The following is a 21,454-nucleotide window of genomic DNA, read 5'->3' on the forward strand; positions in this document are numbered from 1 at the left end:
GATCACCGCGGTGCGAGGGGCGGTGCGGTGGTCGTGAGGCCCGCAGCCGTGGGAGGCTCGAGGACGCTGGTACCGGACTCGTGAAGGGTTCGTGAACCGATCCGGCCCAGGTGCCCTCGTGGTCCGGGCCGATCGCCACACCTCCTTATCCTGAGGTGTCTCACGTCGAAGGGAAGCTTGGTGCTGCAACGCATTCTCGGTGCCGTCCTGGTCGTCGCCGGCCTCGCCGCCATCGCGTTCGGGGTCGCCACGGCGACCGTCCTGCGCGAGTCGGACACGGTCGTCGCGACCGCCCGGCCCGTCGGTGACGGCACGATGATCGTCACCGACCCCGGGGTCCTCGACCTCGTCGACGACGACGTCACCGTCACCGCCTCCGTCCCGGCGGGCCAGGAGGTCACCGTCGTCGTCGGCCGCGACGTCGACGTGCTCGGCTGGCTCGGGGACGACCCCTACGCACGGGTGACCGGGCTGGCGGACTGGGAGACCCTCTCGACGTCGGCCGTGACGGCCGCGGAGGACACCGAGGACGCCGAGGCCGAGGAGTCCGAGGAGTCCGAGGAGGCGGAGCCCGCCGAGCCGGCGGACCCCGCGGGCTCGGACATGTGGCTCACGGAGCTCTCCGCCGCGGAGGAGGTCAGCCTGCGCTGGAACGACCGTCCCGGACCGTGGGTCCTGCTGGCCGCCGGGACCGGCGCCGCGCCCGCGGAGGACGGCGAGGACGCCGACGCCGAGAGCAGCGACGCGGAGGCAACCGCCCAGGAGGCCGTGGCCCCGACGCTCGAGCTCACCTGGGAGCGGGAGGTCAGCACGCCGCTGCTGTGGCCCGCCGTCGGGATCGGCGGCGTGCTGCTGCTGGCGGGCATCGTGCTGCTGATCGTCGGACGGCGTCGCCGGCCGTCGCGCGGCGATCGCCGCTCGCCGGCGCCCGGCGGTGCGGCCGCGGCGGCGGACAGCCCGACCTCGCCGGACTCGCCCGCGTCGCCGGACTCGCCCGCGGCACCCGCCGCTCCCGCGGCGGACACGGCCGGTGGGCCCTCGTGGGCCGGACCGGCCGCCGGGGCGGCCTGGCCGGCGGTGGCCGTGCGACCGGACCCGGCCCAGACCGCCGTCTCGCCCGTCGGCCCGAGCACCGTCGGTCCGCCGGACGTGCCGCCGACGTCGCCGACCGAGCACTCGTCCGACGACGGACACGGCACCCCGCAGGGTTTCGAGGACACCACCGAGCAGGAGGGCTCCGGCACCGCACCGGTGCCCGTCGCCGGTCGCTTCTCGCGGCGTTCGCGCCTGCGCCGCACCCGCTCGGCGCCGGAACCGGCCCTTGACGACACCGCGACGGAGTCGGCGTCCCCGGACGCCGCCCCCGGGCACGCGGAGCCCACCGCCACGGGCTCGCAGAAGACGCTTCCCGACGGACGGCCGCTGACACGGCGCGAGCTGCGCCGGCAGGAGGAGGAGCGCCGGGCGAACGCGCCGTCGGGCATGGGCCGGGCGCTGCGTGCCCTGACCGGCCAGACGCCGGTGGTCCCGCCCGCCGATGCGGCCCCGCCGGAGGTCGCCGAGCCTTCGGCGGCCCCTGGACGTCGCGCCGCCGCGTGGCGCGAGACCTGGGGCTTCGACGCCACGGCCACCGGGCAGCAAGCGCCCCACGACGACCCGAACGAGGAGGGGACCCGATGACCGCCACGAACCCGCGCGCCGTGCGTCGCACGACCGCCGCCGTCGGGGTCGCGGCCACCGCCGCGCTCCTCGCGGGCTGTGCCCAGGAGCTGCCGACGCCCACGGCGGACGACCCGTTCACCGGCCCGGTGCTGACCGTCGAGCAGGAGGGGGCCGTGGTGGAGGACGTCGCGGCCGCCCTGGACGAGGCGGCGACCGAGGAGGAGCCGAAGCTGCTGCGCGATCGTGTCGCCGGACCGGCGTTCGAGGTGCGCAAGAGCCAGATCCAGGTGGCCGCGGCGCGTGACGACGACTCGCTGATCACCGACATCCCCACGGACCTCGCGGCGATGATCGTGCCGACCACCGAGACGTGGCCGCGGGTCAGCTACACCATCACCCAGCCGACGGAGAACCTCGAGGTCCCGCGGATGGTCGCCTACCAGCAGGAGTCGGCCCGCGAGAACTACAAGCTGTGGTCCTGGGTCCAGCTGATCCCGGGCACCACGATGCCGAACTTCGCCGATCCCGAGGCGATCGGTTCCGAAGCGGTCGCCCCGGACGACGACACGCTCGTGATGACGCCCACCGAGGCGATCACCCGGTACGCCGACCTGGTCCAGAAGGGGCCCGACGACTCCGAGCACGCGGACACGTTCGCGCTGCCCGAGGACAGCCAGGACCTGGTCAAGCGGGTCCAGGCCGACGCCCGCAACGTGCGCGGGGCGGAGAACTTCGAGGCGGCCGACGGGCGCTACCGCCTGACGTACGCCCCGCGCGAGGAGCCGCTCGCGGTGCGCACGTCCGACGGCGGTGCCGTCGTCATGGGCGTCCTCGACGGCAACGCGCGGCTCGACGTGGAGGAGGACGGCGTCATCCCGGCGTTCACCAACACCCAGACCGCGCTCCTGGACGGTGCGGACGAGACCAACGAGCTGTACATGGAGTACACCGACCAGGTGGCGCTGTACATCCCGCCGGCGGAGTCCGAGGAGCAGATCCGCCCGCTCGGCTACGCCCACGACATGGTCGACGCGGCGAACGAGATCCCGAAGGAGCGGAACACCGATCGCGAGGACGCCGAGGAATGACCTCCCGGGCCCGTCCCACCCACCAGCACTTCTTCGTAGGATGAGCACATGAGCAACCCCGTGCCCGAACCGAGCTTCAGCCCGCGCGGCGCCGTCGACCTGTCCGCGCTGAACCGCCCGCAGTCTCCGCCCCCCGGCGAGCCCGGCGGCGCCCCCACCGCCGGCGGGTACGTCGTCGACCTCACGGAGGAGAACTTCCAGCAGGTCGTGCAGGACTCCACGAAGTACCTCGTGGTCGTCCTGCTGTGGAAGCCCACCGACCAGGCGAACGCGGACCTGGCCACGACGCTCGGCACGATCGCCGACGAGCTTGCCGGCAAGTTCCTCCTGGGCCGCCTCGACGTCGACGCCCACCCGCAGATCGCCGCGGCCTTCCAGCCGGAGGGCGTGCCCACCGTGGTCGCCGTCCTGCAGGGGCAGCCGGTGCCGCTCTTCGCGGGCGGGGCGCCGGCCGAGCAGGTCCGCGGTGTCCTCGACCAGCTCCTCGCGGCCGCTGAGCAGAACGGCGTGACAGGTCGCGCCCCGGCGCAGGACGGGTCGGCGCCGGTCGCCGACGAGCCGGTCGAGGAGCCGGAGGAGCCGCTGCCGCCGCTGCACCAGGAGGCGTACGACGCGATCGAGCGGGACGACCTCGACGGCGCCGCCGCGGCCTACACCAAGGCGCTCAAGCAGGACCCGAAGGACGCCCAGGCCGTCGCGGGCCTCGCCCAGGTGGGACTCATGCAGCGCACCCGTGGCGCTGACCTGCAGCAGGTCCGGACGGCGGCCGCGGACGCACCGTCCGACGTCGACGCACAGCTCGCCGTGGCCGACCTCGACATGCTCGGTGGCAAGGTCGACGACGCCTTCGCCCGGCTCCTCGAGCTCCTCCCGGCGGCCGATGACGACGGCAAGGAGAAGCTCCGCACCCGGCTCGTCGAGTACTTCGAGGTCGTCGGCGTCTCCGACCCGCGCGTGGGCAAGGCCCGTCGCCACCTGGCGATGTACCTCTACTGACGGCTACGCCCGGCGCAGCACGAGACCGCCGAGCGGGGGGACGCGCAGGGCGAGGGAGTGCTCCCGACCGTGCCACGAGGTGCGCTCGGCGTGCAGCTCGCCGATGTTGACCACGCCGGAGCCGCCGTAGTCGAGCGCGTCCGAGCAGAACGCCTCGACCCACGTGCCGCCGTCGGGCAGCCCGATCCGGTAGCCCTCGTGGGGGACCCCCGCGAAGTTGACGACCACGACGACGGGTTCGCCGTCCGCGGCGCGCCGCACGTACGCGAGCACGTTGCGGGCGGCGTCGTCGGCCTCGATCCACTCGAAGCCGGAACCGTCGAAGTCGCGCTGCCACAGCGCGGGCGTGGCGCGGTAGAGGGCGTTGAGGTCCCGGACCGCTCGCTGGACGCCGGCGTGCCCGGCGTCGTCCAGGTGCCACCAGTCGAGGCCCCGGCCCTCGTCCCACTCGGCCTCCTGGGCGAACTCGGAGCCCATGAACAGCAGCTGCTTGCCGGGGTGCGTCCACTGGTAGGTGAGGAAGGCGCGCACCCCGGCGAGCTGCTGCCAGCGGTCGCCGGGCATCTTGCGCAGCAGCGACCCCTTGCCGTGCACCACCTCGTCGTGGCTGATCGGCAGGACGTACTGCTCGGAGAACGCGTAGACGAGCGAGAAGGTCAGCTCGCCGTGGTGGTGGCTGCGGTACATCGGGTCCTTGGCCATGTAGCGCAGGGAGTCGTTCATCCAGCCCATGTTCCACTTCAGGCCGAACCCGAGTCCGCCGGAGTCGGTGGGGCGGGTGACACCCGGGAACGCCGTGGACTCCTCGGCGATCATCATGACGCCGGGGCTGCGCCGGTAGGCCGTGGCGTTCGCCTCCTGCAGGAACGAGATGGCCTCGAGGTTCTCGCGTCCGCCGTGGACGTTGGGCGTCCAGCCGCCCTCCTCGCGCGAGTAGTCGAGGTAGAGCATGGAGGCGACGGCGTCCACGCGCAGGCCGTCGGCGTGGAACTCCTCGAACCAGTAGGTGGCGTTGGCCACGAGGAAGTTGCGCACCTCGGGCCGGCCGAAGTCGAACACGAGTGTGCCCCAGTCCGGCTGCTCGCCGCGGCGGGGGTCGGGGTGCTCGTACAGGGGCGTCCCGTCGAACCGGGCGAGGGCGAACTCGTCGCGGGGGAAGTGCGCGGGCACCCAGTCGAGGATGACGCCGATGCCCGCCTGGTGGAGCCGGTCGACGAGGTACCGGAAGTCGTCGGGGGTCCCGAGCCGCGCGGTGGGCGCGAAGTAGCCGGTCACCTGGTAGCCCCACGAGCCGCCGAACGGGTGCTCGGCCACCGGCATGAGCTCGACGTGGGTGAAACCCTGCTCGACGACGTAGGCCGTCAGCTCCTCGGCGAGCTCCCGGTAGCCGAGGTGCGGTCGCCACGATGCCAGGTGCACCTCGTAGGCGCTGATCGGCCCGCCGTGCGGGTCGGTCGACGCACGCCGTGCCATCCACGCGTCGTCGCCCCAGGTGTGCTCGCTCCGCGCGACGACGGAGGCCGTCGCCGGCGGCGTCTCGGTCGCCTTGGCCAGGGGGTCGGCCTTGGCGCGCCAGGTGCCGTCCGGGCCGCAGATCTCGTACTTGTAGCGGGTGCCGGCACCGACGCCCGGGACGAAGATCTCCCACACGCCGCTGGAACCGAGCGACCGCATCGGGTGCACCGCCGACCAGCGGTTGTGGTCGCCCACGAGGCGGACGCCGCGGGCGTTCGGGGCCCACACGGCGAACGACGTGCCCGTGATGTCCCCGCCCGCCGCGGGGTAGGTCTTCGGGTTCGCGCCGAGCACCTGCCAGAGGGTCTCGTGGCGCCCCTCGCCGATCAGGTGCAGGTCCATCTCGCCCAGCGACGGCAGGAACCGGTAGGGGTCGTCCACCGTGGAGACGTGGTCGCCGTACCGGGAGCCGACCCGGTAGTCGGGGGCGTGGCGGCCGCCGTCGTCGTCCACCGGGACGGGGACGACGACGGACCACACCCCGGCCGCCTCGTGGCGGGCCGCGTGCTCGGTCGTCGCCCCGTCCGGGCCGGTGACGACCACCACGACCTCGTCCGCGAGCGGGCGCAGCACCCGGATCACGGCGAAGGCGCCGGCGGCGGGGTCGAGCAGGTGCGGCCCCAGCACGGAGTGCGGGTCGTGCGTGGTGCCCTGCGCGACGGCGGTGAGGACCTCGGGATCGACGGCGGGGGGCTCGGGTGTCATGTGCCCCACCCTTCCACCGCCACGAGGAGTTGTCAGGGGGGCCGGGCCGGTGCCGGGCAGAACGGTGGCGGGCGGCGCGTCGTGCCGGTGGGGCGAGCACGTACGATCCTGGCGAGGAGAGGTGAGGAATGGCCCGCATCACGATCGCCGACATCGCCGAGCGCGCCGGGGTGTCGACCGGAGCCGTGTCGTACGCGCTCAACGACCGTCCCGGCGTCTCGGCCACGACGCGCGAGCGCATCCTGGCGATCGCCGCGGAGATGGGCTGGCAGCCGAGCCAGGCGGCCCGCGCGCTGTCCGGGGCGCGGGCCGAGACGGTGGGGCTGATCCTCGCCCGTGCCCCCGAGACGCTCGGCTTCGAGTCGTTCTACATGCAGTTCGTCGCGGGCATCGAGCAGGTGCTGTCCGAGCGCTCGTACGGCCTGCTGCTGCAGGTGGTCCCCGACGTCGCCGCGGAGATCACGGCGCACCGGCGCTGGCGGGCCGCCCGTCGGGTGGACGGCGTGGTGGTGGTGGACCCCCGCCGGGACGACCCTCGGCTGCCGATGCTGACCGATGCCGACGCGTTGCCCGCCGTCGTCGTGGGCGACCCGACGCTGGCCGGCGGAGTCACCGCCGTGTGGACGGACGACGCCTCCGCGCTGCGCGAGTGCGTGCGGTTCCTCGAGGGGCTGGGCCACCGGCGGATCGGGCGGGTCTCGGGGACGGAGGAGTTCGGGCACACCCACATCCGGGACCTCGCGTTCGTCGACGAGATGCGGGGCACGGACCTCGTGGGCCGCGTGGAGCGGGCGGACTTCACGCCCGAGGCGGGCGCCGCGGCCACCCGGGCTCTGCTGACGGCTCCCGAGCCGGTCACGGCGGTCGTCTTCGACAACGACGTCATGGCGCTCGCCGGCCTGGGGGTGGCGCACGAGCTGGGTCTCCGGGTCCCGCAGGACCTGTCGATCGTGGCGTGGGACGACTCCCCGCTCTGCGAGGCCGCCTTCCCGCAGCTCACGGCCCTGAGCCACGACGTCACCAGCTACGGCGCGCACGTGGCTCGGCGGCTGTTCGAACGCATGGAGGGCGCGCCGCACGGGAGCTATCTCGACGCGACGCCCGAGCTGAAGGTGCGGGGCTCGACGGGCCCGGCGCCGTCGGCCGCCTGAGCGCGGCGGGTCACGGATCGGTCTCAGCGGGAACGGGGTGGTTGACCGTGCACTACTTAACCGCTTAATGTGCGAGACGTCACCCCGTCAACGACGACAGGAATCGAGCAGACATGGCAACGAAGCACAGGATCACCGGCGTGGCCGCCACCGCGGCCGCCGCGCTCGCACTGACCGCCTGCGGCGGCGGGACACCGGGGAGCGACGACGCGGACCCTGGCGACGGCGAACCGTCGGGCGAGATCACCGTCATCACCCAGCGCACCGACATCGTCGACACCGTGTTCATGGAGTACAAGGAGCAGTTCGAGGCCGAACACCCCGACGTCACCGTGAACTTCGAGGCGCTGACCGACTACGAGGGCGAGATCGCCGTCCGGATGAACACCGCCGACTACGGCGACGTCCTGCTCATCCCGAACAGCGTCACCAAGGACCAGTACGCGAGCTTCTTCGAGCCCCTGGGCACCGTGGCCGAGATGGGGCCGACGTACCGCCTCGTGGAGGAGGCGGCGTACGAGGACCAGGTCTACGGCGTCTCCATCACCGTCAACACCCAGGGGCTCGTCTACAACAAGAGGGTCTGGGAGGAGGCCGGGATCACCGACCTGCCGACGACGCCGGACGAGTTCCTCGCCGACCTGCAGGCCATCGCGGACACCACAGACGCCGTCCCGTACTACACCAACTACGCCGACGGCTGGCCGCTGAGCCAGTGGGACGGCAACCGTGGGGCCATGGGCGACCCTGACTACCAGAACACCCACGTCGCCCACTCCGACACCCCCTGGGCCGACGACGAGTGGCACGGCATCTCCGACGGCCTGCTGTACGACGTGGTCGCAGGCGGCCTCAGCGAGGACGACCCGACCACCACGAACTGGGAGGAGTCCAAGACGCTCCTGGGCACCGGCGAGGTCGCCACCATGCTGCTCGGCTCCTGGGCCATCACCCAGATGCAGCAGGCTGCCGAGGACGCCGGAGGGTCGGCCGACGACATCGGCTACATGCCGTTCCCGCACCAGGTGGACGGCGCGTTCCACGCCCAGGTCGCCGGGGACTACAAGAACGCGATCAACGTCAACAGCGAGCACAAGGCCGCGGCGCGCGCCTGGATCGACTGGTTCGCCGAGGAGTCCGGCTACGCGTACGACGAGGGCGGCATCTCGCCGCTGCTGGACGGCCCGACGCCGGAGACCCTGGGCGACTTCGAGACGGCCGGCGTGGAGTACGTCGAGATGAACCCGGCCCCCGCGGGCCAGGAGGCGTACGAGACCGACGTCGTCAACACCGCCGAGATCGACCTCTACGGCAACATCTACCGCCAGAAGCTCGTGGACGTCGCGCGGGGTGCCGCGGACGGCGACAAGGAATCCTTCTTCGCCGACCTGAACCAGCGCTGGGCCGACGCCCGCGCCACCGTCGGCGAGTGACCGAGCTCCCCGGGGCGGCGGAGGACCTGCGCCGCCCCGGGGATCCCACCGAGAGGAGGACCGCCATGTCGACGGTCTCGTCCCCGGTCCGTGGGGCGGCAGTCCGCACCACGGCCACCCCGCCCCCCGCGCCACGACGGCGCGGGCCGGGCCGCGGCTGGAGGGTCACCCCGTGGCTCTTCCTGGTCGCACCCCTCGGCCTGCTGGTGCTGTTCACCTATGTCCCCGTCGCCAACATGGTCTGGTACAGCTTCACGAGCTGGAACGGGATGGCGCCCGTCAAGGAACCCGTCGGGCTGGAGAACTATCAGCGGATCTTCACCGACCCGGACATGTTCAGCGTCTTCCTCGTCAGCCTCTACTACCTGGCCGGCGCCTTCCTGCAGCTCGGGCTCGCCCTGTACTTCGCGACGGTGCTCAGCTTCCGCACCCGGGTGCGGAACCTCTTCAAGGGGATCATCTTCTTCCCCTACCTGATCAACGGGGTCGCGATCGGTCTGGTGTTCCTGTTCTTCCTGCGGCCCGGCGGCACGCTGGACGCGCTGCTCGCCCTCGTCGGGGTCGCCGAGCCCCCGCAGTGGCTGGGCGACCCCGACCTCGCGAACATCTCCCTGGCCTCCACCAGCGTCTGGCGCTACATGGGGCTCAACTTCGTGCTGTTCCTCGGGGCGATCCAGTCGATCCCGAACGAGCTGTACGAGGCGGCGGACCTCGACGGCGCCACGAGCTGGCAGAAGTTCCGCTACATCATCGCGCCCGGCATCAAACAGGTGATCGGCCTGACGACGATCCTCGCGATCTCCGGGTCCCTCGCCGTGTTCGAGATCCCCTGGATCATGACCGGCGGGGCCAACGGCACGACGACGTTCGTCATCCAGACCGTCCAGCAGGCGTTCGAGTTCAAGAAGTTCGGGCTGGCGTCGGCCATGGCCGTCGTGCTGCTGCTCATCGTGCTGCTCATCACCTGGATCCAGCGCCGGATCTTCCCCGACGAGAAGGTGGACCTGACATGAGCACGACGACGCTGCCCGGCCGGACGGGGCCCGTCGAACGGACGGTCCTGCGGGCGCGGCACGGCGTGCGCGCGCTGCACCCGCTGCTCGGCCCCGTCGCCACCACCGCGAAGTACGCGAGCCTCGTGGTCGCCTCCGCCGCCGCGATCATCCCGCTGGTGACGGTGTTCATGGCCGCCTTCAAGACGAAGGAGGAGTTCGCGACGTCCGACCCCCTGACGCCTCCGCAGAGCTGGACGAACCTCGACAACTTCGCGACCGCCTTCGTCGAGGGCGGGATGGTGCAGGGGTTCGTCAACACCTCGATCATCCTCGTGGTGGCGCTGGTCGGGACCATCATCATCGGGACGATGACGGCCTACGCCGTCGACCGGTTCGACTTCCGTGGTCGGCGGCTGGTCATGGGAGCCTTCCTGCTCGCCACCCTGGTCCCGGCCGTGACGACCCAGGTCGCCACCTTCCAGGTGGTCAACGGCCTCGGGCTGTTCAACACCCGCTGGGCCGCGATCGTGCTGTTCACGGGGACCGACATCATCTCCATCTACATCTTCCTGCAGTTCATGCGGGGCATCTCGCGCTCGCTCGACGAGGCCGCCATGCTCGACGGCGCCAACCGCCTCACGATCTACGCGCGGATCGTCTTCCCGCTCCTGCGCCCCGCCATCGCGACCGTCGTCATCGTCAAGGGCATCGCGATCTACAACGAGTACTACATCCCGTTCCTGTACATGCCCTCGCGCGACCTCGGCGTCGTCTCCACCTCCCTGTTCCGGTTCATGGGGCCGTTCGGGGCGCAGTGGGAGGTCATCTCGGCGGGTGCGGTGCTCGTGATCGTGCCGACCCTGATCGCCTTCCTGCTGCTGCAGCGCCAGATCTACAGCGGCCTGACCTCCGGAGCCACCAAGTGACCCAGCCTTCCCCCCGCCGCACCGTCGAGCTCCACGAGGGCTGGACGGTCCGCAGCACGTCCCGAGCGGTGCCCGGCCACCTCGCCGCGCGGCTCGCCGGGCCCGGCGTCCCCGCCGACGTCCCGGGCAGCGTCCACACCGACCTGCTGGCTGCTGAGCTGATCCCCGACCCGTACCTGGACGACAACGAACGCCTGCTGACGTGGATCGGTCGCAGCGACTGGGAGTACACGACGACGTTCACCCACCACGCCGACGAGCACGACCGTCACGAGCTGGCCTTCGACGGGCTCGACACGGTCGCCTCGGTGCTGGTCAACGGCACCGAGGTGGCGCACACCGCCAACCAGCACCGGTCCTACCGGTTCGACGTCACGGCGCTGCTGCGGGACGGCGCCAACGAGCTCGTCGTCCGGTTCGCCGCGCCTGTGCCCTCCGCCGACGCCCGGAGCCTCGCGCTGGGTCAGCGCCCGCAGGTGAACCACCACCCGTTCAACGCGATGCGCAAGATGGCGGCCAACTTCGGCTGGGACTGGGGGATCGATGTCGCGACCGCGGGCATCTGGCGCACGGTCCGCCTCGAGTCCTGGACGGCCGCGCGGCTCGGCACCGTGACCGCCACCGCCACCGCCGAGATCCCCGCCGCCGGCTCGCCCGCCACCGGGCACCTCGACGTGCGCGCCGCCGTCGAGCGGGCGCCGGGCGCACCGGACGGACCGCTCGCCGTCGTCGTGCGCCTCGTGGGCCACGGGACCGAGCACACCGCCACCGTGCGCCTGCCAGCCGGCGAGGACGTCGCGGTGGTGCGGCTCGACGTGCCCGACGCCGAGCTCTGGTGGCCGCGCGGGTACGGCGACCAGCCGCTCTACGACGTCGAGGTGGCCCTGGCCGGACCGAGCACACCCCTGGACACGTGGTCCGCGCGCACCGGGTTCCGCACGGTGCGCCTGGACATGACGCCTGACGACGACGGGACCTCGTTCGTCCTCGTCGTCAACGAGCGCCCGGTGTGGGTCAAGGGCGCCAACTGGATCCCCGATGACGCGTTCGTCCACCGGGTCGACCGGGCCCGGTACGCCCGCCGGGTCGCGCAGGCGGAGTCGGCCGGGATCAACCTGCTGCGGGTCTGGGGCGGGGGCATCTACGAGTCCGACGACTTCTACGACCTGTGCGACGCCCGTGGCATCCTCACCTGGCAGGACTTCGCGTTCGCCTGCGCCGCCTACGCGGAGGAGGAGCCGCTGCGCGGCGAGGTCGAGGCCGAGGCCCGCGACAACGTCGCCCGTCTGGCCCCGCACCCGTCCCTGGTGCTGTGGAACGGCTCGAACGAGAACGTCTGGGGCTTCCACGACTGGGGCTGGGAGCCGGTCCTCGACGGCCGCACCTGGGGGCTGGGCTACTACACCGAGCTGCTGCCGCGCGTCGTGGCGGAGGTCGACGGCACCCGCCCGTACACGCCGTCGAGCCCGTGGTCGGGATCGCTCGACCTGCACCCCAACGACGTCGCCCACGGGTCGATGCACTCGTGGGAGGTGTGGAACCGCCTCGACTGGACGCACTACCGCGACGACGTCCCCCGATTCATGGCGGAGTTCGGCTGGCAGGGGCCACCGACCTGGGCGACGCTCACCCGGTCCGTGAGCGACGACCCGCTGACGCCCGAGTCGCCCGGCATGCAGGTGCACCAGAAGGCGATGGAGGGCAACAAGAAGCTCAGCCAGGGCCTCGCGGCGCACCTACGGGTGCCGGACGACATGGAGGACTGGCACTGGGCGATGTCGTGGAACCAGGCCACCGCCGTCCGGGTCGCCGTCGAGCACCTGCGCTCCTGGGGGCCGCGGTGCATGGGGTCGGTCGTCTGGCAGCTCAACGACTGCTGGCCCGTGACCTCGTGGGCGGCCGTGGACGGCGACGAACGGCCCAAGCCGCTCCTGTCCGCCCTCGGGCAGGCCCACGCCGACCGGCTGGTCACCATCCAGCCGCGAGACACCGGACGGGCGGGTCTCGCCGCGGTGATCGTCAACGACACCGACGAGCCGTGGACGGGCGACGTCGTCGCCCAGCGGCTCGACCTCGCCGGGACCGAGCTCGCCAAGGCCCGCGAGCAGGTGAGCGTCGAGCCGCGCGGCACCCTGACGGTGGCGCTGCCCGACGACGTGACCGCGGTCGGCGACGCCGCGGCCGAGCTCGTGCACGCGACGGTCGACGGGGTGCGGGGGCTGTGGTTCTTCGCCGAGCCCCGCGACTCCGCGCTCGAGGCCCCGGCGCTGGAGACGGCCGTCGCCGCCACCGACGGCGGGTACCGGGTCACCGTGCGTGCCGGGAACCTCGTGCGGGACCTCACGCTCCTCGCGGACAAGGTCCACCCGGACGCCCGCGTCGACCGGCAGATGGTCACCCTGCTGCCCGGCGAGAGCGCGGACCTGACGGTGCACGTGCCTGACGGCGTCGCCCTGGAGGCCGACGCGCTGACGGCCGGGCGGGTGCTCCGCTCGCTCAACCAGCTCGTGGCGGGCGGTGCCCGATGAGCGCGGCGCAGCGACCGGCGTCGGGCACGGACGTCCCGGTGGTGCCCCTGCCCGGCGGGCCCGTCCTCGGCATGACCTGGGGATGGACCGGCGTGCGGGGCACGTGGGCGACGCCGCGGGCCCAGGCCTCGATGGACGCGATGGTCACCGAGCTGGCCACCACCTGGACGGCCGTGACGTACGCTGCCGAGCAGGCGACCGCCCAGTCGACGCGGATCCCGTTCCGCGACGCGCCGACGCTCACCGACGACGAGGTGCGCTGGGCCGTGCGGGCCGCGAAGGCCCGGGGGCAGCAGGTGTGCCTCAAGCCGGTCGTTAACGTCGCGGACGGCACCTGGCGCGCCCACATCGGGTTCCTCCATCCCGACGTGCCGAACGAACCCACCTGGGACGAGTGGTTCGCCTCCTACACCGAGTTCGTGGTGCACCATGCCCGGATCGCGGCGGACGAGGGCGCGGAGATGTTCTGCGTGGGCTGCGAGATGGTGCGCGCCGACGAGCACGCCGACTCCTGGCGCGCGGTGGTGGCCGCCGTGCGCGAGGTGTACGACGGCCTGGTGACCTACAACTGCGACAAGTACCAGGAGGACCGGCTGACCTGGTGGGACGCCGTCGACGTGATGAGTGCCTCGGGGTACTACCCGCTGGGGGAGTGGGAGGCCCAGCTCGACCGCATCGGGCCCGTGGTCGCCCGGGAGGGCAAGCCGTTCTTCTTCATGGAGACCGGCTGCCCGAGCCGCACCGGGTCGGCGGCGCTGCCCAACGACTGGGCCCTGGAGGGCCCGCCCGACGGCGACGAGCAGGCCCGGTGGTACGCCGACATGCTCGCCGCCACGGCGGCCCGGCCCTGGGTCCAGGGGTGGGTGCTGTGGGACTGGCCCGCTGAGCTCTACGCCCCGCAGGACGCCGCGACGAACGACGACTACTGCCCGTCGGGCAAGCCGGCCGCCGCGGTGATCGCCGCGACCTACCGGCGGCTGGCCGTCGCGGAGGCCACGACGTGATCCACCTGCGTGCCGGGGGCGTGAGCCTCGTGCTGGACGTGAGCGAGGGGCGCCTGCCGGTGGTCGTGCACTGGGGCGCGGACCTCGGCGAGGTGCCGGAGGGCGCGCTGGACGCCCTGCGGACCGCGATGCTGCCGCAGCCGTTCGGGTACCCCGTCGACGGCCCGATGCCGGTCTCCGTGCTGCCGGAGGCGTCCGCCGGCTGGCCCGGGGTCCGCGGCGTGAGCGGCCACCGGGCCGGGGCGGCGCCGTCGTCCCGGTTCGTGGTCACCCACGTCGAGCAGGCCGGCCGCGCGGCGCCGTGGGCGGCCGGCGTCGTCGTGCGCGCCGTCGACCGGGCCGCCGCGCTGGGCCTCGTGCTCGAGATCGAGCAGGCCACCACCGGGCTGGTGCGCCTGCGCGCCACCGTCACCGCCTTCCCCTCCTCGGGGGAGGTGTGGGACCTGGCCGGCGTGCTGCCCGCGCTGCCGGTGCCCGCCCGGGCCACCGAGCTCCTGGACTTCACGGGCCACCAGCTCCGCGAACGGGCGCCCCAGCGGCTGCCCTTCGCCCACGGCACCCACGAGCGCAGCGGGCACCGTGGCCGGCCCGGGTTCGACTCCGGCTACCTGCTCTGCGCGGGCGAGACCGGCTTCGGCGCCCGGTCCGGCGAGGTGTGGGCCGTGCACGCCGGCTGGTCCGGCAACCAGCGGATGCTCGCCGAACGCTCGTACCACGGTCTGTCCCTCCTGGCGGCCGGCGAGCTGCTCGAACCTGGGGAGGTCCGGCTCGGGTCCGGCGAGAGCTACGTCTCGCCGTGGACGTACGCCACCTACGGCACCGGGCTCGACGACGCCAGCGCGCGCGTGCACGACTGGCTGCGGGCCCGCCCCGAGCACCCCAGGACGCCGCGCCCCGTCGTCGTCAACACCTGGGAGGCCGTCACCTTCGACCACTCCCTCGACCGGCTCACGGCGCTCGCGGACGCCGCCGCCGCGGTGGGGGCGGAACGGTTCGTGCTCGACGACGGCTGGTTCGGCGCCCGGCGCGACGACCGCGCGGGACTCGGCGACTGGACCGTCTCGCGCGACGTCTACCCGGACGGGCTGGGACCGCTGGTGGACCACGTGCGCGGGCTCGGGATGGACATGGGTCTGTGGGTCGAGCCGGAGATGGTCAACCCCGACTCGGACGTCGCCCGGTCCCGTCCCGAGTGGATCCTCACGGCGGCCGGGGGCCGCCCGCCGGGGCAGGCACGGCACCAGCAGGTGCTGAACCTGGCCGACCCCGGGGCGTACGCCCACGTGCTCGACCAGCTCGACGCGCTGCTCGACGAGCACCCGATCACGTACCTCAAGTGGGACCACAACCGGGAGGTCGGCGACGCCGGGCTGCCGCCGTCGGGCCGTGGTGCCGTCCACGCCCAGACGCGCGCCGTCCACCGGCTGATGGACGAGCTGCGCTCGCGGCACCCGGGCCTGGAGATCGAGACCTGTGCCTCGGGCGGCGGGCGGGTCGACCTGGAGATGCTGCAGCACACCGACCGGGTGTGGGCGTCGGACTCCACCGACGCGCACGAGCGGACGGCGATCCAGCGCTGGACGTCGCTCCTGGTGCCGTACGAGCTGCTCGGTGCGCACGTGTCCGCACCGGTGGCGCCGACGTCGGGCCGCGCGCTGCCGCTGGACTTCCGGTGCGCGGTCGCCCTGTTCGGCCACTTCGGCATCGAGTGGGACGTCACCGAGGCGTCTGCCGCCGAACGGGACCGGCTGGCCGCCTGGGTGGCGTACTACAAGCGTCGGCGCGGCCTGCTGCACTCCGGCCGCGTGGTGCACGCCGAGGTTCCCGACCCGGCCTACGACCTGCACGGCGTCGTGGCGCACGACCGTGCGGACGCCCTGTACGCCTGGGTGTGCACGGCGTCGTCGGACACCTGGCCGCCACCGGCGGTTCGGCTGCCGGGGCTTGACCCCGATCGCACCTACCGGGTGGCGCTCGACGGTCCGGCCCGCGACCTCGACGGGATCGCCGCGCGCTGGGGGGCGGCGCTGCCCTGGGTCGAGGCCGGGGGAGCGGAGCTGCCCGGCCGGCTGCTGGCCGAGGTGGGCCTGGCGATGCCGGTGCTCTTCGCCGACCGCGCGGTGCTGCTGCGGGTCAGCGCGGCCGGGTGAAGACGCGGTCGACGGCACCGAGCGGGATGGGCAGCCACTGCGGCCGGTGGTGCGTCTCGTAGACCACCTCGTACAGGGCCTTGTCGAGGACCAGCGCCCGGAGCACCAGCTCGGCGGTGTCGTCGTCCAGGTCCGCCAGGGAGCCCGTCGGCCGCGAGGCGACCGCGCGGTAGCCCTCGATGAAGGCCGTGGTCGCCTCCGCCTGCCACGCGGTCGGGTCCGACGCCGCGCCGACGGCGGCCGCGTAGTCGAAGGACCGCAGCATCCCCGCGACGTCGCGCAGCGGCAGGTCGGGGCGCGTGCGCTCGGCGACCGGTCGTTGCGGCTCCCCTTCGAAGTCGAGGACCTTCCACGCGCCGTCGCCGAACAGCGTCTGGCCCAGGTGCAGGTCGCCGTGGACGTGCTGCGTCGGCACGGGGTCCCGCAGGGTGGCGAGCCTGTCGTGGAGCGCGTCGAACAGGGCCGTGATCTCGTCCGCGCGGTCCGCGAGGGACGGGGCGTCGGCCACCGCCCGCGCGGCCCGCACGCGCAGGCCCGTCACGAAGGCACCCGGGTCGAGCGGCGGTCCGGCGGGCAGCACCCGTGCCAGGCGCTCGTGGAGCTCGGCGACGAGCCGGCCGAGCGCCGTCGCGTGGTCGGCGAACGACTCGTCCCGGCTCGCGACGTCGCACGCCAGCTCGAACCCGTCGGCGGCATGTGGCACCAGCTCCGACATGATCGCCAGGTGCACCGTGCTTCCCGCCGGGTCCTGTCCTGCCCCGGTGCCGCCCCCGTCGATCTCCAGCGCCCCGAGGAACCGGGGCACCCCGTCCCAGCCGTCCTCGGTCAGGGCCTGCGGGACCACGACGTCCGGGTGCGGCCCGTCGGCCACGGTGCGCAGGATCTTGAGCATGCCCCCCGCGCCGCCGGGTGACGGGACGCCGGGCAGGATCACCGACGTGTTCGACTGCTCACCGGCCAGGACGCGCCCGCGCTCGGTGAGTGTCTCGGCGTCGCCCTCGACGCCCATCGCGCGGGCCAGGGTGAGCCAGCAGACCGGGTGGGCACCGCCGTCGTGCACCGCGATCTCGCCGGACGGCGTGGTGACGGTGTCGATGAACCCGGGCCCGGGCGACCCCGGGTCGGTCAGCACCAGCGGGACCTGCACCGTCACGGCGCCGCCGGGCAGCGCGGGCCCCGTCAGGCGGGTGAGCAGCAGCACGACGTCCTCCGACGTCGCGGCCAACGGCTCGCCGTCGGGCCCGGTGGTGGTCTCCCCGCCGTCGCCGGACTCGAACGTGACGGCGAGCCACGGGTCGGCACGGACCTCGCCGTGACCGGGGAACCAGCGCCGTGTGGGCAGCCAGGTGGCCAGGAGGGCCTCGATGCTCGGGTCGGGCCCCTCGGCTGCGGACCGCACGGCGACGTCGATCATGCCGGTCCGCCGTCGTCCCGGCGGGCGCCGCTGTCCGGCGGCGTGGCCACGAGCCAGTAGAAGTCCCGCGACCCCCACGACAGGCTGACCCGCCCCTCGGGACCGACGTCCGGGAACTTCCCGCCCCCGAACAGGTCCGTGAGCGACCACCCCTCGAGCCCGGGCAGCTCGATCGTCGCCGACCGGGCCGTGGCCGACAGGTTCGCGGCCACCAGGAGCGTCTCGTCCTCGGTGCGGGTGAACGCGAGGATCGCCTCGTCGTCGGCCTCGCACGCCGCGAAGGCGCCCGTGCCGAACGCCGGGTGGAGCCGCCGCACGGCCAGCATGCCGTGCACCCAGTGCAGCAGCGACGACGGCTGGGCCAGCTGGGCCTCGACGTTGGTGTGCTGGTAGTGGTGCACCAACGACTGGATCAGCGGCAGGTAGAGCCGCCCGGGATCCGCGGTGGAGAAGCCCGCGTTGCGGTCCGGCGTCCACTGCATCGGCGTGCGCACGGCGTCGCGGTCCGGGAGCCAGATGTTGTCGCCCATGCCGATCTCGTCGCCGTAGTACAGGCACGGGCTGCCCGGCAGCGACAGCAGCAGGGCGTGGACGAGCTCGATCTCCTTGCGCGAGTTGTCCAGCAGCGGTGCCAGACGACGGCGGATGCCCACGTTCGCCCGCATGCGCGGGTCCTGCGCGTACCAGCCGTACATGGCGGCACGCTCCTCCGTGGAGACCATCTCCAGGGTGAGCTCGTCGTGGTTGCGCAGGAACGTGCTCCACTGCCCGCCCCGGGCGGGGATCTCCGGCGTGTCGGCCAGGATGTCCAGGAGCTGGTTCGCGCGCTGGTCCTTCACCGCGTAGAAGATCCGCGGCATCACCGGGAAGTGGAAGCACATGTGGCACTCGGGCTTGTCGTCCGTGCCGAAGTACTCCACGACGTCCTGGGGCCACTGGTTGGCCTCGGCGAGCATGATGCGGCCGGGGAACTCGTCGTCGATCATGCGCCGCACCTGGTGCAGGAAGTCGTGCGTGCGAGGCAGGTTCTCGCAGTTGGTGCCCTCCTCCTCGAAGAGGTACGGCACCGCGTCGAGCCGGAACCCGTCGACCCCGATCCGCAGCCAGAACCGGGCGACGTCGATCATCGCCTGCGTCACCTTCGGGTTCTCGAAGTTGAGGTCCGGCTGGTGGCTGAAGAACCGGTGCCAGTAGTACTGGCGGCGGACCGGGTCGAACGTCCAGTTGGACGTCTCGGTGTCCACGAAGATGATGCGCGCGTCCTCGTAGCGGGTGTCCTCGTCGGACCACACGTAGAAGTCGCCGTACGGACCCTCCGGGTCGGCGCGCGAGGCCTGGAACCACGGGTGCTGGTCGCTGGTGTGGTTCATCACCAGGTCGATCACCACCCGGATGCCGCGGGCGTGCGCCGCCTCGATGAGGCGCTGGAAGTCCTGCAGCGTCCCGTACTGCCCGGCGATGGCGGTGAAGTCCGCGACGTCGTAGCCGCCGTCGCGCAGGGGCGACGGGTAGAACGGCGGCAGCCACAGGCAGTCCACGCCGAGCCACTGCAGGTAGTCGAGCCGGTCGACGATGCCGCGCAGGTCGCCCGTGCCACCGCCCTCCGTGTCCGAGAACGCGCGGACGATCACCTCGTAGAAGACCGCCTTGCGGTACCAGTCCGGGTCGTCGCTCAGGCCCGGCTTGGCCAGCGGGGGCGGTTCCGGCTGCTGGCGCGGCGGCAGCGCCTGGACGGGGATCTGACGCGTGATGGGGCGCGGCACCTCGACGCCCCCTGCGCTCACCGAGGCGTTCATGCCGGTCCGATCCGCAGCACGTGCGCCACCTGCTGCCGAGGGTCCAGACGGACGTACGGATGCTCGCCCCAGGGGTAGGAGTCCCCGGAGAGCAGGTCGTGGACGGCGAAGAAGGGCTGGTCCTCGACACCCCCGGGCCTCGTGAGACCGAGGGCCTCCAGGTCGAGCAGCACCGTCGACTCCTGGGCCTCGTGGGGGTCCAGCGTGAGCACGACCAGGACGACGTCGTCCTGGGTGGCACCGGGGTGGCCGGCGGCGGGCAGGTGCTCGGCCCGGATCCTGCGGGAGAACGCGACCACCTGGTCGTTGGTGGTCGGGTGCACGGTGAGGTTGCGCAGCTGCTGCAGCGCCGGGTGGGCGCGCCGGATCTCGTTGAGACGACCCAGCAGCATCGAGATGCCGAGCTCGTCGGCCCGCGACCAGTCGCGCGGCCGGAACTCGTACTTCTCGTTGTCGATCTGCTCGTCGGCGCCGGGCCGGGGCACGTTCTCGACGAGCTCGTAGCCCGAGTAGATGCCCCAGGTGGGGGAGCCGGTCGCGGCGAGGACGGCACGGATCGCGAAGCCGGCGATGCCGCCCTGCTGCAGGTACGGCGGCAGGATGTCGTGCGTCGTCGGCCAGAAGCTGGGTCGCATCACCGAGCCCGCCTCGCCCGAGACCTCCTCGAGGTACTCGAGCACCTCCTCCTTGGTGTTGCGCCAGGTGAAGTAGGTGTACGACTGGTGGAACCCGATCCGGGCGAGGGTGGCCATCATGGCGGGCTTGGTGAACGCCTCCGACAGGAAGATCACGTCTGGGTCGCTCGCGTGGACCTCGGCGAGCAACCACTCCCAGAAGTCCAGGGGCTTGGTGTGCGGGTTGTCGACCCGGAACAGGGTCACCCCCCGCTCGATCCACAGCCGGACGACCCGCAGGACCTCGGCGTAGATCCCCGCGGGGTCGTTGTCGAAGTTCAGCGGGTAGATGTCCTGGTACTTCTTCGGCGGGTTCTCGGCGTACGCGATGGACCCGTCGGCGCGGACCGTGAACCACTCCGGGTGCTCGGTGACCCACGGGTGGTCCGGCGAGCACTGCAGCGCCAGGTCGAGGGCGACCTCCAGGCCGTTGTCGTGGGCCTCGGCGACGAACGCCTTGAACCCGCGCTCCGTGCCCAGGTCGGGATGGACGGCGTCGTGGCCGCCCTCCGGCGACCCGATCGCGTACGGGCTGCCGGGGTCGCCGGGCTGCGCGTCGAGGGTGTTGTTGCGGCCCTTGCGGAACGTGGTCCCGATGGGGTGGACCGGGGTGAGGTAGACGACGTCGAAGCCCATGGCCGCGATGGCGGGGAGCCGCTTCGCCGCCGAGACGAACGTGCCGGACCGCCAGGTGCCGTCGCGCCGCTGCGTGGCGCCCTCGGAGCGGGGGAACATCTCGTACCAGGAGCCGGCGAGCGCCAGCCGGCGGTGGACGCGCAGCGGGTAGGTCGCGCTCGGGCTCATCATGCGGCGCAGCGGGATCCGGCGCAGGGCGTCCCGCACGGCGTGCGTGGTGGCCATCGCCAGGCGGGCCTCGGCCGGGCGCGTGGTGTCCGCGAGCTCCCGGGCCACGTCGGCGAGCAGCTCGGCGTCCTCGGGAGTGCGCCGGCGCTGCAGGCTCCTCGCCGTGATCTGCTCGAACAGCAGGGCGCCCTCGGCGAGCATGAGGTCGACGTCCTGCCCGGCCTCGACCTTGATGGTGGCGTCGTGCGCCCAGGTGGCGTAGGGGTCCGACCATCCCTCGACACGGAACGACCAGTCACCGGTGGCGTCCGGCTGGAGGAATCCGCGGAACCGGTCCAGACCGGGGGACACGTCCTCCATGGGCGCCCAGGAGTGCACCCGGCGGTCCGGGCCGAACAGCACGGCGGTGGCGTTGACGGCGTCGTGGCCCTCGCGAAAGACCGTCGCCTCGACGGGCACGACCTCGCCCGGGGTGGCCTTGGCGGGCCAGCGGCCGCCCTCGATCACGGGGGAGACCTCGATCACGGGGATGCGGCCGACGGGTCGGGGCGGTGCTGGTTGGGGCGACGTCACGCACCCCACGCTAGTCACGGCGTCGCCGCTGTGCGCGACA

The 21,454-nt window shown here is 72.8% G+C and carries 14 protein-coding genes; 10 read left to right on the forward strand and 4 right to left on the reverse strand.

The window, feature by feature from the left end; translation table 11 throughout:
* The first annotated feature begins 180 nt into the window (after positions 1–180).
* From AC3RJ8_RS05255 to AC3RJ8_RS05265, 3 genes are read left to right on the forward strand one after another with little or no spacing between them, the layout of a single operon-like run.
* Positions 181–1,680, forward strand: a complete 1,500-nt coding sequence (locus AC3RJ8_RS05255; RefSeq protein WP_489714874.1) for a hypothetical protein — start codon at positions 181–183, stop codon at positions 1,678–1,680.
* Entirely contained in the window at positions 1,677–2,750 is a 1,074-nt protein-coding gene (locus AC3RJ8_RS05260) for a DUF8094 domain-containing protein (protein ID WP_489714875.1), read from the forward strand. The genes AC3RJ8_RS05255 and AC3RJ8_RS05260 overlap by 4 nt, the downstream gene beginning before the upstream one ends.
* Before the next feature lie 48 nt (positions 2,751–2,798).
* Positions 2,799–3,746 (forward strand): tetratricopeptide repeat protein, encoded by a 948-nt coding sequence (locus AC3RJ8_RS05265; protein WP_489714876.1) that lies wholly within the window; start codon positions 2,799–2,801, stop codon positions 3,744–3,746.
* A 3-nt stretch (positions 3,747–3,749) separates the two neighbouring features.
* On the opposite strand, the gene glgB is transcribed toward AC3RJ8_RS05265, so the two are convergent.
* On the reverse strand, positions 3,750–5,966 hold the full coding sequence (gene glgB, locus AC3RJ8_RS05270; RefSeq protein ID WP_489714877.1) for a 1,4-alpha-glucan branching protein GlgB: 2,217 nt from the start codon (positions 5,964–5,966) through the stop codon (positions 3,750–3,752).
* Between the two features lie 128 nt (positions 5,967–6,094).
* Between glgB and AC3RJ8_RS05275 the strand changes: the two genes are divergently transcribed.
* From AC3RJ8_RS05275 to AC3RJ8_RS05305, 7 genes are all read left to right on the forward strand, one after another.
* Positions 6,095–7,117 (forward strand): LacI family DNA-binding transcriptional regulator, encoded by a 1,023-nt coding sequence (locus AC3RJ8_RS05275; protein WP_489714878.1) that lies wholly within the window; start codon positions 6,095–6,097, stop codon positions 7,115–7,117.
* Positions 7,118–7,230: 113 nt separating this feature from the next.
* Positions 7,231–8,550, forward strand: a complete 1,320-nt coding sequence (locus AC3RJ8_RS05280; protein WP_489714879.1) for an ABC transporter substrate-binding protein — start codon at positions 7,231–7,233, stop codon at positions 8,548–8,550.
* On the forward strand, positions 8,547–9,563 hold the full coding sequence (locus tag AC3RJ8_RS05285) for a carbohydrate ABC transporter permease (protein ID WP_489714880.1): 1,017 nt from the start codon (positions 8,547–8,549) through the stop codon (positions 9,561–9,563). Before AC3RJ8_RS05280 ends, AC3RJ8_RS05285 begins: the two co-directional genes overlap by 4 nt.
* Positions 9,560–10,471: a carbohydrate ABC transporter permease gene (locus AC3RJ8_RS05290; protein ID WP_489714881.1), complete on the forward strand. Its 912-nt coding sequence runs from the start codon at positions 9,560–9,562 to the stop codon at positions 10,469–10,471. The genes AC3RJ8_RS05285 and AC3RJ8_RS05290 overlap by 4 nt, the downstream gene beginning before the upstream one ends.
* Positions 10,468–12,999: a glycoside hydrolase family 2 protein gene (locus AC3RJ8_RS05295; protein ID WP_489714882.1), complete on the forward strand. Its 2,532-nt coding sequence runs from the start codon at positions 10,468–10,470 to the stop codon at positions 12,997–12,999. Before AC3RJ8_RS05290 ends, AC3RJ8_RS05295 begins: the two co-directional genes overlap by 4 nt.
* Positions 12,996–14,003 (forward strand): glycoside hydrolase family 113, encoded by a 1,008-nt coding sequence (locus tag AC3RJ8_RS05300; protein ID WP_489714883.1) that lies wholly within the window; start codon positions 12,996–12,998, stop codon positions 14,001–14,003. Before AC3RJ8_RS05295 ends, AC3RJ8_RS05300 begins: the two co-directional genes overlap by 4 nt.
* Complete coding sequence (locus AC3RJ8_RS05305; RefSeq protein ID WP_489714884.1) at positions 14,000–16,153, forward strand: alpha-galactosidase; 2,154 nt, start codon at positions 14,000–14,002, stop codon at positions 16,151–16,153. Before AC3RJ8_RS05300 ends, AC3RJ8_RS05305 begins: the two co-directional genes overlap by 4 nt.
* On the opposite strand, the gene AC3RJ8_RS05310 is transcribed toward AC3RJ8_RS05305, so the two are convergent.
* Genes AC3RJ8_RS05310 through AC3RJ8_RS05320 form a run of 3 tightly spaced genes read right to left on the reverse strand, consistent with a single transcriptional unit; the run spans position 16,137 to position 21,423 of the window.
* Entirely contained in the window at positions 16,137–17,567 is a 1,431-nt protein-coding gene (locus AC3RJ8_RS05310; RefSeq protein WP_489714885.1) for a phosphotransferase, read from the reverse strand. The two genes, AC3RJ8_RS05305 and AC3RJ8_RS05310, sit on opposite strands and share 17 nt — an antisense overlap.
* Positions 17,564–19,351, reverse strand: a complete 1,788-nt coding sequence (gene treS / locus AC3RJ8_RS05315) for a maltose alpha-D-glucosyltransferase (RefSeq protein WP_489714886.1) — start codon at positions 19,349–19,351, stop codon at positions 17,564–17,566. The genes AC3RJ8_RS05310 and treS overlap by 4 nt, the downstream gene beginning before the upstream one ends.
* Positions 19,352–19,359: 8 nt before the next feature.
* Positions 19,360–21,423, reverse strand: coding sequence for an alpha-1,4-glucan--maltose-1-phosphate maltosyltransferase (locus tag AC3RJ8_RS05320; RefSeq protein ID WP_489715585.1), 2,064 nt, complete (start codon positions 21,421–21,423; stop codon positions 19,360–19,362).
* Positions 21,424–21,454: the final 31 nt, after the last annotated feature.

The organism is Isoptericola sp. MSGPD8_1_ISO-PGPR-S23-394 (assembly GCF_058072785.1).